We start from the raw sequence: 12,799 nt of genomic DNA, 5'->3' as shown, positions 1-12,799 counted from the left end.
TTATCTATTATAATCCCATTTTTTCTTTTACAACGTCTGCGATGCTATGAACAAAACGCTCGGCATCTTCATCTGTTTTCGCTTCAACCATGACACGCACAAGCGGCTCGGTACCTGACGGGCGAACAAGGACACGGCCTTCACCGTTCATCTCATCTTCTACTGCTTTAATGGCTGCTGCCACATCTGCATTATCTTCTACAGCGTGTTTATCAGTCACACGGATATTCACTAAACGCTGCGGATATTTTGTCATCTGCCCTGCCAGCTCGCTTAATGTCTGACCTGACTGCTTGATGATAGATGCTAATTGTACGCCTGTTAATAAGCCGTCCCCTGTCGTATTGTAGTCCATCATAACGATGTGGCCCGACTGCTCACCGCCCAGGTTATAATGGCCTCGTCGCATTTCTTCTACGACATAACGGTCACCGACTTTTGTTTTATCGCTTTGAATATTGAAGTTTTCAAGCGCTTTATAGAAGCCGAGGTTACTCATGACTGTAGAAACCACCATATTGTCCTTCAGCTCACCACGTTTACTCATGGCTTGCGCCAGGATGAACATAATCTGATCACCATCAACAATCTGACCTTTTTCATCTACTGCGATTAATCGGTCACCGTCGCCATCAAAAGCAAGACCGAAATCACTGCCACTCTCCACAACCAGCTCAGCCAATGCTTCTGGATGCGTAGAACCTACACCGTCATTGATGTTATTACCATCTGGATTGCATCCCATCGTTACTGTATCCGCTTCTAAGTCACCGAACAGGAAGGGTGCGAGTGAATAGGTTGAACCGTGCGCACCATCGAGAGCGATTTTCAAGCCTTCTAAGTCGCCTTCAATCGTTGATTTCAAGAAGCTTAAGTAACGCTGGCCACCCTCAAAATAATCAGATGTATGACCCAGATTAACGCCTGTTGGACGAGGTACTGTGTCTTCTTCTGCATCAATCAGTGCTTCAATTTCCGCTTCCTGGTCATCAGAAAGTTTAAATCCATCTGCACCGAAGAATTTAATACCATTATCCTGCACAGGATTATGACTTGCTGAGATCATCACCCCCGCCTGTGCTTCCAGTTCACGTGTTAAATACGATACACCAGGTGTTGAGATAACGCCCAGGCGCATTACTTCAGCGCCGGTCGATAATAATCCTGCAACAAGTGCCGATTCAAGCATCTCTCCTGATACACGTGTATCACGTCCCACCAATACAGTCGGATTATCATGGCCATTATGCGCAAGTACATAGCCTCCGAAACGTCCTAATTTAAATGCAAATTCAGGTGTTAATTCGCTATTTGCAACGCCTCTTACGCCGTCTGTTCCAAAATATTTGCCCATCAGTCAATACTCCTTTATTGTTCTTTTTTTGTTACGTCTACTTTTATAGTCACTTGCTTCGGTGTCACCTTTGAGACATCGCTAGGCAATGGAATCTTCTCATCGAGAGTAGTGTCTGCATTAATAGTATCCAGATTAACCTCCACCTCAATATCACCGATACCATCCAGCGTCGAGCGTTTACCTTGCAGTTCTACTTCATCGTCTGAAAGTGTGATACCTTTTAACGTCATTCCAGCAGGTAAGGTTCCCTTTGTGACAGGTACAATCTTGACGACTTTTGAAATCGGCTGTACTTTCATCGTCACTTTCACTTTTGCCGGTTTGACAGTAACATCCAGCTTATTAAGATTACTGTCGAAGACACCGACTTCAGCTTCTTCAGTCGTGGTCTCGGAAATTTTTGTTCTATTGCTGAGCGTTGCTTTGACATAAGCTATTTTAGCGATCTCATCACTGCTGCCTGTTATAGAAACCTGGGTAGGGTCCACTTGTTTTTCAACTAACTCATAGCCCGTTGCCAGACGACTCGGATTGATCTCTGCTTCCACTGCATGTGTGGTGCTCACTTTTTCAGCTAGTGTGATATTGGTTGTCTTCGGCTGCACTTCATAAGTCAGTTTATCAGACAAACCTTCAACTTGAAACTTTTTCTTGTGATCTCCCACAAGATCTTTAGATAAATCCAGTTTGACACTGAAATCCATCATACTTTCAGTTTTTCTGACAATCGCCTGCGGTCCAGTCACTTTGACATTGACACTTTGCGGTGCACCAGACAGATAAAGATTTTTCTTGTCATAGATCGTCTCAACAGGCACATCATTAATAACCACTGTATCATCGCCACTCAGCTGTTCTTGTGTCACGAAGACGTTGAAGATATCATTGACGGACAGATACAGGACCAAGGCCAGTATAAATGAGATGATTCTGAGTCCCCATTTAGTCTCTAACATGATCTTCACCGCCCTTCTTATCCAGCTGTGCACTGAACCAGTGTTCGGTTAACAAAGCCTCAAACACTTCGAGAGAGACTTCTTTTCGCAGCCTGCCATTATAAGTGACGGAAATAGCGCCTGTTTCTTCTGAGACAACGATTGTAAAAGCATCTGATACTTCAGATATGCCTACAGCCGCACGATGTCTCGTACCTAAACTCTTCTGAATCTTGGCAGAATCAGATAGTGGCAGATAACTGGCTGCTACTGCAATCTTATCACCTTGAATGATCATGGCACCGTCATGTAAAGGTGTATTCGGAATAAAAATATTGATGAGAAGCTCTGATGAAATATTGGCATATATCGGTATACCGGTCTCAATATAATCCTGGAGTCCCGTTGTCTTCTCGATGACGATCAGCGCACCGATACGTCTTTTAGCCATATACTGTACTGACTTCACCATATCTTCTGTTAATTTTTTTTGATTGATGTTCTGAGTTGAACTTCTTTTAAACAGACTTCCTCGTCCTAACTGCTCCAGTGCTCTTCGAAGTTCCGGTTGGAATATGACAATAACAGCGAGAAACCCCCATTCAAGTACAAAATCAAATAATCGAGTGGTTGTCGTTAAACCGAGCAATAGACTGACATATTTACCGATTAAAATGAAGAATATCCCTTTTAGCAACTGTATTGCTTTCGTGCCTTTAATCGCATTGATGATTAAATAGAGAACATACCAGACAATTAACAAATCGAGGATGCTGATAATGACTTTAGCGGCATTTAAATTGCCCAATGAATCTAAAAAGTACATTGCATCTCCTCCATGCTGTGACTCTCCCTCATTATATCATGTCAGTAACGAGTTCATCATAGAAGTGCACGCTTTTTTCGTAATATTCTAATGATTTATCAATTTTTCCGACTTTACGATATAAGTCAGCAAGCTTCGGATAAAGTCTTGTTTTGAATAACGGTTCTTCCTTTGCTTCCACTGACTTATGCAAGTATTCAATGGCAGTGTCCAAATAGCCTTCCATCACACAGATATCACCCATGATTTCGAAAACAAAGCCAGCTGAATCTTCTGCAAGAGACTCCTGGACAAGTTTCTTCGCTTCTTTCACTTGACCGAGATGAGCCATAGCCTGGGCGTAGCGTAATTTAATAGTCAGTACAAATGGATGGTCAACTTTATTATCTTCAATAATCTTAAGGGCCTTTTTCAGCTCATTATAAGCTTCTTGATACTTCTTCGTTTTAATCATTAAGATTGCCAGATTAGTGGTTATACCCGCTTCTTGCATCGGATCATCTTCCAGTTCAGCATATTTGATAGCACGTCGGATATGCTTTTCTGCTAATTCATAGTTTTTGATCCCATATTTAGCTTTGAATAGTGAGTTCTCTATACTGCATCCTTTGTGATGCGTATTCAATTTTTTGTTCAGCGCAAGGGCATCTTTATTGAAGTTGATAGATACCAGATTTTCACCCATGAGACGATAGTATTCACCCAATAGTGCCAGTATAGTGACACGAGTCGTATTAGAGATGTTCTCATAAATAGTGACGTTATTCGCTTTCGTGAGCTGTTTGATTGCTTCATCTGTATGATATTCCTCGAATTCGATACGGGCGAGCAGTATAAGACAACGCAAGTAGAGATTGACCTCTTTCATGCCTTCTACAATTTTGATGGCTTTATTCACTTCTTCTCTTGCAGATACAAAATCTTCTTTACTGAAGAAATAGCTCGCTCTTATCCAGTAAGTATCTCCCCGCTCGTATTCAGTAATACTTTCCAGTGTCTGATAGTCTTTCGCGATAAAGTCCTCCAGGCGAGAAAAATCCTCTGATTTCACATTATTCTCAGCCCATTTTATTTCTTTCTTAATATCCAGAAGACTCAAGTTTCTTTCTGATGCAGTGGTGGTGAAGTCATCAAGCGTACAGTTTAATTTAACACTTAATTTCTTCAGCACATTAGTGGAGGGATGGACAGCATTTTTCTCGATTAAGCTTAAATAAGTTCTTGAAATAATACCTTCTGCCAGTTCCTGTTGAGTCATATTAGCTGCATTTCTTAATTCCTTTACTCGTTGTCCAACCATTCTATATACTCCTTTTAGATTTATTATACAATAATTAACAAAAAAAAATAATAATCTTAGTTACTATTTTTTTGCTAATTTTAAGTTAACGTATGTAGGGATAAATATATCTATTCGTGTAGAAAGTTGACATCGCGCTTATTCAAGTTAATAATTAAGTCATCAATGTATATAAAGGAGCTTCTCATGCAGGATTTTTTACTGATTGACAACCTGGCACAGCTTAAATGTATCAGTGATCCATTCCGCATCAAGTTACTGGAATGTCTCTATGATACTTCAAAGACCGGCCAGCAGCTTGCTGATGAACTGGAGATTCCACGTGCAAAGATTCACTATCATCTAAGAGAGATGGAGAAATACGGCTTTATTGAAATTGTTAAGACTGAACAGAAAATTAGTATCATCCAGAAATTCTATGCCCCCACGGCCAAAGCCTTTATTCCTGCGGATCATCTGCTGCAATTTCACCCAGATGACCAGCAGGAAAAATCGGGAAAAGAGCTGAAAGTGCAGATTGACGAAAAAGAACTGCCACAGCTGAAAAAAGATTTAAAGAAATTCCTGAAAAAAGCATCATCTAAATCTGGGGATACACAATATGAAATCCATATCGAAACAGTTAAAAAATAAGAGCAGCCGAAGCTGCTCTTTTTCTATAATAATTTATCTCCGAAGAAAGTCACGAGTAATTCTACTGCTTGGTTCGCTGTCTTGTTATGAATATCAATCAGTGGATTCACTTCAACGATTTCCATTGATGTCACGCGTTGTGAGTCATGGAGCATCTCAAGCGCTAAATGACTTTCGCGGTAAGAAATACCGCCCGGTACTGTTGTTCCCGTTCCCGGTGTCTCCACTGGATCCAGAGCATCTACATCGAGTGATAGATGAATGCCGTCCGTATCCTTAAGATATTCAAGCGTCTCTTCAATAACTTGTCCCATACCTATTCTGTCGATATCTGACATCGTATATGTCTTGATTCCGACTTCCTTGATATAAGCTTTTTCCCCTTCATCTAAGTCACGCATACCAATCAGGACAATATTCTCTATTTTTACTTTGTTCTTATAGCCACCGATATTGACGAGGTCCGGATGACCATCACCGATAAGCGCTCTTAAAGGCATGCCGTGAATATTACCGGACGGCGATGAATCTGCAACGTTTAAGTCGCCGTGCGCATCATACCAGATGACGCCTAAATTATTGTAATGCTTTTTAACACCAGAAATGGTTCCCATAGCAATCGAATGATCGCCACCAATAACAAGTGGGTACTTTCCAGCTGCTATTGTCTCATCGACTTCATGGCAAAGTGTTTCACAGAATTCTACTACTTCAGGAAGATTACGGAGTCCACCGTCTTGCTCTCCGCGATATTTATTCATATCTATCGCCGGACTTGGCACGTTTCCTTTATCATTGACGTCAAGACCTAAGTTCTCAAGTCTAGACACTAAATCTGCATATCGCATCGCATCTGGTCCTAGATTCACCCCTAATTTACGCTGGCCAAATGCATTTGGTGCCCCAATAATTTCAATTGTTTTGTTCATTATAGTATCCCCTTTAAACAAGTTTAAGAAAACGTTCTCATAACTTCATTTTAAACGAGAGACTTATAATATGCAACCATGTATAAAATTCAATATTTTACCATATAGTATATATCTGATTTACCATATAAAAAAAACCATATCCCTAAGGATATGGTTTAAGATGAGCCATAGAGGATTCGAACCTCTGACCCTTTGATTAAAAGTCAAATGCTCTACCAACTGAGCTAATGGCTCTAATGGCTGGGGTAGCTGGATTCGAACCAACGAGTGACGGAGTCAAAGTCCGTTGCCTTACCGCTTGGCTATACCCCAATAATGGTGGAGGGGGGCAGATTCGAACTGCCGAACCCGAAGGAGCGGATTTACAGTCCGCCGCGTTTAGCCACTTCGCTACCCCTCCAGCTTATATATATAAGGATGAATTTTAAAATGGTGGAGGATGACGGGATCGAACCGCCGACCCTCTGCTTGTAAGGCAGATGCTCTCCCAGCTGAGCTAATCCTCCAAATGACCCCTACGGGATTCGAACCCGTGTTACCGCCGTGAAAGGGCGGTGTCTTAACCGCTTGACCAAGGGGCCTGGCTCCACAGGTAGGACTCGAACCTACGACCGATCGGTTAACAGCCGATAGCTCTACCACTGAGCTACTGTGGATAAATAAAAAAACTGCCCGGCAACGTCCTACTCTCGCGGAACGTAAGTCCAACTACCATCGGCGCTAGAGAGCTTAACTTCTGTGTTCGGTATGGGAACAGGTGTGACCTCTCTGCCATCATCACCAGACAGGGTGAGAATATTGTACTCTCAAAACTAGATAAGCAAGGAAGAAGAAACCAGGCAAAGCCGGCCAAAAAATCTGATAATTGATTAAGTCTTCGATCGATTAGTATTCGTCAGCTCCACACATTACTGCGCTTCCACCTCGAACCTATTGACCTCATCATCTTTGAGGGATCTTATAACCGAAGTTGGGAAATCTCATCTTGAGGGGGGCTTCATGCTTAGATGCTTTCAGCACTTATCCCGTCCATACATAGCTACCCAGCTATGCCGCTGGCGCGACAACTGGTACACCAGAGGTATGTCCATCCCGGTCCTCTCGTACTAAGGACAGCTCCTCTCAAATTTCCTACGCCCACGACGGATAGGGACCGAACTGTCTCACGACGTTCTGAACCCAGCTCGCGTACCGCTTTAATGGGCGAACAGCCCAACCCTTGGGACCGACTACAGCCCCAGGATGCGATGAGCCGACATCGAGGTGCCAAACCTCCCCGTCGATGTGAACTCTTGGGGGAGATAAGCCTGTTATCCCCGGGGTAGCTTTTATCCGTTGAGCGATGGCCCTTCCATGCGGAACCACCGGATCACTAAGTCCGTCTTTCGACCCTGCTCGACTTGTAGGTCTCGCAGTCAAGCTCCCTTGTGCCTTTACACTCTGCGAATGATTTCCAACCATTCTGAGGGAACCTTTGAGCGCCTCCGTTACTCTTTAGGAGGCGACCGCCCCAGTCAAACTGCCCGCCTGACACTGTCTCCCGCCACGATAAGTGGCGCGGGTTAGAAAGTCAACACAGCCAGGGTAGTATCCCACCAGCGCCTCCACGTAAGCTGACGCTCACGCTTCAAAGGCTCCTACCTATCCTGTACAAGCTGTGCCGAATTTCAATATCAGGCTGCAGTAAAGCTCCACGGGGTCTTTCCGTCCTGTCGCGGGTAACCTGCATCTTCACAGGTACTATGATTTCACCGAGTCTCTCGTTGAGACAGTGCCCAAATCGTTACGCCTTTCGTGCGGGTCGGAACTTACCCGACAAGGAATTTCGCTACCTTAGGACCGTTATAGTTACGGCCGCCGTTTACTGGGGCTTCAATTCGTAGCTTCGCAGATGCTAACCACTCCTTTTAACCTTCCAGCACCGGGCAGGCGTCAGCCCCTATACGTCACCTTACGGTTTTGCAGAGACCTGTGTTTTTGATAAACAGTCGCTTGGGCCTATTCACTGCGGCTCTTCAGGGCTTGCACCCTAAAAAGCACCCCTTCTCCCGAAGTTACGGGGTCATTTTGCCGAGTTCCTTAACGAGAGTTCGCTCGCTCACCTTAGAATTCTCATCTTGACTACCTGTGTCGGTTTGCGGTACGGGCACCTGATCTCTAACTAGAGGCTTTTCTTGGCAGTGTGAAATCGACGACTTCGCTACTTAATTTCGCTCCGCATCACATCCTGACCTTAAGAGTACCGGATTTGCCTGATACTCAGTCTCAATGCTTGCACGTACATAACCAACAGTACGATCGCCTATCCTTCTGCGTCCCCCCATCGTTCAAACAATCTCAGGTGGTACAGGAATATCTACCTGTTATCCATCGCCTACGCCTGTCGGCCTCGGCTTAGGTCCCGACTAACCCAGAGCGGACGAGCCTTCCTCTGGAAACCTTAGTCAATCGGTGGACGGGATTCTCACCCGTCTTTCGCTACTCACTCCGGCATTCTCACTTCCAAGCGCTCCACATGTCCTTACGGTCATGCTTCGACGCCCTTGGAACGCTCTCCTACCATTGTCCTAAGGACAATCCACAGCTTCGGTAATATGTTTAGCCCCGGTACATTTTCGGCGCAGCGTCACTCGACTAGTGAGCTATTACGCACTCTTTAAATGATGGCTGCTTCTAAGCCAACATCCTAGTTGTCTGGGCAACGCCACATCCTTTTCCACTTAACATATATTTTGGGACCTTAGCTGGTGGTCTGGGCTGTTTCCCTCTCGACTACGGACCTTATCACCCGCAGTCTGACTCCCGCACTAAATTATCTGGCATTCGGAGTTTGTCTGAATTCGGTAACCCGAGGGGGGCCCCTAGTCCAAACAGTGCTCTACCTCCAGTAATCATCATGCGAGGCTAGCCCTAAAGCTATTTCGGAGAGAACCAGCTATCTCCAGGTTCGATTGGAATTTCTCCGCTACCCACACCTCATCCGCTCACTTTTCAACGTAAGTCGGTTCGGTCCTCCATTCAGTGTTACCTGAACTTCAACCTGGACATGGGTAGATCACCTGGTTTCGGGTCTACGTCCTGATACTCATTCGCCCTGTTCAGACTCGCTTTCGCTGCGGCTCCGCATCCACTGCTTAACCTTGCATCAAAACGTAACTCGCCGGATCATTCTACAAAAGGCACGCCATCACCCATTAACGGGCTCTGACTACTTGTAAGCACACGGTTTCAGGTTCTATTTCACTCCCCTTCCGGGGTGCTTTTCACCTTTCCCTCACGGTACTGGTTCACTATCGGTCACTAGAGAGTATTTAGCCTTGGGAGATGGTCCTCCCGGATTCCGACGGAATTCCACGTGTTCCGCCGTACTCAGGATCCACTCAGGAGGGAACGACTTTTCGACTACAGGACCTTTACCTTCTCTGGTTGACTTTTCCAAAGTCATTCGTCTAAATCGTTCCTTTGTAACTCCGTATAGAGTGTCCTACAACCCCAGGATGCAAGCATCCTGGTTTGGGCTCTTCCCGTTTCGCTCGCCGCTACTCAGGGAATCGAGTTTTCTTTCTCTTCCTCCGGGTACTTAGATGTTTCAGTTCTCCGGGTGTGCCTTCTCATATGCTATGTATTCACATATGGATAGCATGACATGACTCATGCTGGGTTTCCCCATTCGGAAATCTCTGGATCAGTGCTTACTTACAGCTCCCCAGAGCATATCGTCGTTAGTAACGTCCTTCTTCGGCTTCTAGTGCCAAGGCATCCACCGTGCGCCCTTAATAACTTAATCTGTTATTAATAATGTGATGTCTGTATGAATACAGACGCGCGATTTTTTTGAGAATTCAATCAATGAACTCACTCGGTTTTGCTTGGTAAAATCTTTTTCTTCTTGCTTTATCTAGTTTTCAAAGTACAATTTTTTAAATGGTGGGCCTAAATGGACTCGAACCATCGACCTCACGCTTATCAGGCGTGCGCTCTAACCAGCTGAGCTATAGGCCCATTTGAATGAATGAACATTCAAAACTGAATACAATATGTCAGACGTCATTCCGAAGGAATTAAGATTCCTTTTCCGTATTATCCTTAGAAAGGAGGTGATCCAGCCGCACCTTCCGATACGGCTACCTTGTTACGACTTCACCCCAATCATCTGTCCCACCTTCGACGGCTAGCTCCTGTAAAGGTTACTCCACCGGCTTCGGGTGTTACAAACTCTCGTGGTGTGACGGGCGGTGTGTACAAGACCCGGGAACGTATTCACCGTAGCATGCTGATCTACGATTACTAGCGATTCCAGCTTCATGTAGTCGAGTTGCAGACTACAATCCGAACTGAGAATGGTTTTATGGGATTTGCTTGACCTCGCGGTTTTGCTGCCCTTTGTACCATCCATTGTAGCACGTGTGTAGCCCAAATCATAAGGGGCATGATGATTTGACGTCATCCCCACCTTCCTCCGGTTTGTCACCGGCAGTCTCTCTAGAGTGCCCAACTGAATGATGGCAACTAAAGATAAGGGTTGCGCTCGTTGCGGGACTTAACCCAACATCTCACGACACGAGCTGACGACAACCATGCACCACCTGTCACTCTGTCCCCCGAAGGGGAACGCTCTGTCTCCAGAGTTGTCAGAGGATGTCAAGATTTGGTAAGGTTCTTCGCGTTGCTTCGAATTAAACCACATGCTCCACCGCTTGTGCGGGTCCCCGTCAATTCCTTTGAGTTTCAGTCTTGCGACCGTACTCCCCAGGCGGAGTGCTTAATGCGTTAGCTGCAGCACTGAGGGGCGGAAACCCCCCAACACTTAGCACTCATCGTTTACGGCGTGGACTACCAGGGTATCTAATCCTGTTTGATCCCCACGCTTTCGCACCTCAGCGTCAGTTACAGACCAGAGAGCCGCCTTCGCCACTGGTGTTCCTCCATATCTCTGCGCATTTCACCGCTACACATGGAATTCCACTCTCCTCTTCTGCACTCAAGTCTCCCAGTTTCCAATGACCCTCCCCGGTTGAGCCGGGGGCTTTCACATCAGACTTAAGAAACCGCCTACGCGCGCTTTACGCCCAATAATTCCGGATAACGCTTGCCACCTACGTATTACCGCGGCTGCTGGCACGTAGTTAGCCGTGGCTTTCTGGTAAGGTACCGTCAAGGTACGTTCAGTTACTAACGTACTTGTTCTTCCCTTACAACAGAGTTTTACGATCCGAAGACCTTCTTCACTCACGCGGCGTTGCTCCGTCAGACTTTCGTCCATTGCGGAAGATTCCCTACTGCTGCCTCCCGTAGGAGTCTGGGCCGTGTCTCAGTCCCAGTGTGGCCGATCACCCTCTCAGGTCGGCTACGCATCGTCGCCTTGGTGAGCCGTTACCTCACCAACTAGCTAATGCGCCGCGGGTCCATCTGTAAGTGACAGCAAAACCGTCTTTCACTATTCCACCATGAGGTGGAAAATATTATCCGGTATTAGCTCCGGTTTCCCGAAGTTATCCCAGTCTTACAGGTAGGTTACCCACGTGTTACTCACCCGTCCGCCGCTGACTTCAGAGGTGCAAGCACCTCGTCTGTCCGCTCGACTTGCATGTATTAGGCACGCCGCCAGCGTTCATCCTGAGCCAGGATCAAACTCTCCATAAAAGTGTTTGATAAAGCTCTCTGATTGGTTAAGCCAATCACTCTTTAACATTGTACAAACTCGGCTACGCGAGTTTGCAAATGCGACTAGCGATTAAAATCGCAGTCTTATTTGGAATTAACGTTGACATATTGTCATTCAGTTTTCAATGTTCATTTTTCGTCTCACAAGATTAAATGATAACAGCTTTTCTTTAACTTTGCAAGCCTTTTATTTAAGAAGTTTTACACTTCGTATCAGTCATTTAAAGTTAAGTTGCTATGTCTTTCAAGCTTGCATTAAAAATTTTACTCGAATCATTCTTTCGTTTCAAGTACCACTTTTACACTTTCAAGACTTTTTTCTTGCAATTTATTTTAAAGCTCTTGTCGTTTTCAGCGACTTTAATATCATAACAAGCGGATATAAAACTGTCAACTACTTTATCTAATTTTTTTAGAAAAAAAAGACCCCCATTATTACAGGGGCCAACCAAACGTTCTATTGTTGCTTTTTCTTCTTAACTGTCGCTGACTTTGTTCGCGATGCTGTCATGCGTTCTTCTCTTGTTTCCCGACGTTTAGCACGTTCTATCTTTGAGGCTTCATTGTATTTAGGCATCATCAGAAGCTGGAACGTATTACATAAGATCAGAGGGAAGATAGTTGTGTACAGCCAGGTCGTATCTTCTACCTTTAGGAAAGGAATCAGCTCAACTGTTGTCATCACTATCATAAAGAACATTGCAGGTACCCAGACGTTTGTCGCAGTCAGTTTAGATTTATAATAGCTGACAAGCAGCGCACTGATCAGGACAAGTATCGGTATCCAGATAAATCTCACAACATCTCCGTGCTGTTCACCGAATCTCAGGAATCGGAAATAGACGAGGTCGAAGAATGCAAATAGGATGATAACCACTTGGATAGGTTTCCATGCTGTTCTAAATATCCCCAGCCCCAGCTGATGAATAAAGAGATAACTGAAATATGCAAGTTGACTGATAGTTGCTATAAGTAAACCATAGCCCATAAACCAGATGAGTGCTGCCAGAAACTCACCTATCTGCCCCTCTACCAGAAAAGCAGTGAGCTTGTCATACGCAAAAATCAGACTGACCAAAATGGTGGTGATAAGGCCGATCACTAAGGTCGTGCCATAAAACTTCAATAAATTTCTAAGTGTCACTATATTGC

7 protein-coding genes, 7 tRNA genes and 3 rRNA genes are annotated in these 12,799 nt (G+C 44.9%); 1 reads left to right on the top strand and 16 read right to left on the bottom strand.

What is annotated here, in order from left to right:
* Positions 1–7: 7 nt before the first annotated feature.
* Genes glmM through QSV55_RS02335 form a run of 4 tightly spaced genes read right to left on the bottom strand, consistent with a single transcriptional unit; the run spans position 8 to position 4,418 of the window.
* Positions 8–1,354 carry a phosphoglucosamine mutase gene (gene glmM / locus QSV55_RS02350; RefSeq protein ID WP_289650536.1) on the bottom strand — a complete coding sequence of 449 codons (1,347 nt, stop codon included), beginning with the start codon at positions 1,352–1,354 and terminating at the stop codon, positions 8–10.
* A gap of 14 nt (positions 1,355–1,368) precedes the next feature.
* Complete coding sequence (locus QSV55_RS02345) at positions 1,369–2,313, bottom strand: CdaR family protein (RefSeq protein WP_289650535.1); 945 nt, start codon at positions 2,311–2,313, stop codon at positions 1,369–1,371.
* A complete protein-coding gene (gene cdaA / locus QSV55_RS02340; RefSeq protein ID WP_133451279.1) occupies positions 2,300–3,118 on the bottom strand; it encodes a diadenylate cyclase CdaA in 819 nt (272 codons plus the stop codon). The genes QSV55_RS02345 and cdaA overlap by 14 nt, the downstream gene beginning before the upstream one ends.
* Before the next feature lie 31 nt (positions 3,119–3,149).
* A complete protein-coding gene (locus QSV55_RS02335; RefSeq protein WP_289650534.1) occupies positions 3,150–4,418 on the bottom strand; it encodes a helix-turn-helix domain-containing protein in 1,269 nt (422 codons plus the stop codon).
* A 186-nt stretch (positions 4,419–4,604) separates the two neighbouring features.
* Between QSV55_RS02335 and QSV55_RS02330 the strand changes: the two genes are divergently transcribed.
* The gene (locus QSV55_RS02330; RefSeq protein ID WP_289650533.1) at positions 4,605–5,051 is read left to right on the top strand and encodes an ArsR/SmtB family transcription factor; all 447 of its coding nucleotides are present in this window, start codon (positions 4,605–4,607) and stop codon (positions 5,049–5,051) included.
* A 23-nt stretch (positions 5,052–5,074) separates the two neighbouring features.
* On the opposite strand, the gene rocF is transcribed toward QSV55_RS02330, so the two are convergent.
* From rocF to QSV55_RS02270, 12 genes are all read right to left on the bottom strand, one after another.
* On the bottom strand, positions 5,075–5,980 hold the full coding sequence (gene rocF, locus QSV55_RS02325; protein ID WP_289650532.1) for an arginase: 906 nt from the start codon (positions 5,978–5,980) through the stop codon (positions 5,075–5,077).
* 164 nt (positions 5,981–6,144) lie between these two features.
* A tRNA-Lys gene (locus QSV55_RS02320) sits at positions 6,145–6,217 on the bottom strand.
* Positions 6,218–6,220: 3 nt separating this feature from the next.
* Positions 6,221–6,295 (bottom strand) — tRNA-Gln (locus tag QSV55_RS02315).
* Between the two features lie 4 nt (positions 6,296–6,299).
* Positions 6,300–6,383 (bottom strand) — tRNA-Tyr (locus QSV55_RS02310).
* Between the two features lie 30 nt (positions 6,384–6,413).
* A tRNA-Val gene (locus QSV55_RS02305) sits at positions 6,414–6,489 on the bottom strand.
* 3 nt (positions 6,490–6,492) lie between these two features.
* A tRNA-Glu gene (locus QSV55_RS02300) sits at positions 6,493–6,564 on the bottom strand.
* A tRNA-Asn gene (locus tag QSV55_RS02295) sits at positions 6,565–6,639 on the bottom strand. It lies immediately after the preceding tRNA gene.
* A 14-nt stretch (positions 6,640–6,653) separates the two neighbouring features.
* Positions 6,654–6,768: ribosomal RNA gene (gene rrf, locus QSV55_RS02290) — 5S ribosomal RNA — on the bottom strand.
* A gap of 80 nt (positions 6,769–6,848) precedes the next feature.
* Positions 6,849–9,770: ribosomal RNA gene (locus QSV55_RS02285) — 23S ribosomal RNA — on the bottom strand.
* A 138-nt stretch (positions 9,771–9,908) separates the two neighbouring features.
* A tRNA-Ile gene (locus QSV55_RS02280) sits at positions 9,909–9,985 on the bottom strand.
* A gap of 88 nt (positions 9,986–10,073) precedes the next feature.
* Positions 10,074–11,626: ribosomal RNA gene (locus tag QSV55_RS02275) — 16S ribosomal RNA — on the bottom strand.
* The 16S, 23S and 5S rRNA genes sit together here with 7 tRNA genes alongside, the layout of an rRNA operon.
* Before the next feature lie 478 nt (positions 11,627–12,104).
* Complete coding sequence (locus QSV55_RS02270) at positions 12,105–12,791, bottom strand: KinB-signaling pathway activation protein (protein WP_289650531.1); 687 nt, start codon at positions 12,789–12,791, stop codon at positions 12,105–12,107.
* Between the last annotated feature and the right edge of the window lie 8 nt (positions 12,792–12,799).

Source organism: Macrococcus bovicus (assembly GCF_030376725.1).
GTDB lineage: Bacteria > Bacillota > Bacilli > Staphylococcales > Staphylococcaceae > Macrococcus > Macrococcus bovicus.
Note: the sequence above shows the minus strand (reverse complement) of the source record. Positions and strands in the feature narration are given on the sequence as shown.

What these genes read in the sequence shown, in the direction of transcription:
- glmM (WP_289650536.1), bottom strand. Translation starts at nt 1,354, where the DNA reads ATGGGCAAATATTTTGGAACAGACGGCGTAAGAGGCGTTGCAAATAGC.
- QSV55_RS02345 (WP_289650535.1), bottom strand. Translation starts at nt 2,313, where the DNA reads ATGTTAGAGACTAAATGGGGACTCAGAATCATCTCATTTATACTGGCC.
- cdaA (WP_133451279.1), bottom strand. Translation starts at nt 3,118, where the DNA reads ATGTACTTTTTAGATTCATTGGGCAATTTAAATGCCGCTAAAGTCATT.
- QSV55_RS02335 (WP_289650534.1), bottom strand. Translation starts at nt 4,418, where the DNA reads ATGGTTGGACAACGAGTAAAGGAATTAAGAAATGCAGCTAATATGACT.
- QSV55_RS02330 (WP_289650533.1), top strand. Translation starts at nt 4,605, where the DNA reads ATGCAGGATTTTTTACTGATTGACAACCTGGCACAGCTTAAATGTATC.
- rocF (WP_289650532.1), bottom strand. Translation starts at nt 5,980, where the DNA reads ATGAACAAAACAATTGAAATTATTGGGGCACCAAATGCATTTGGCCAG.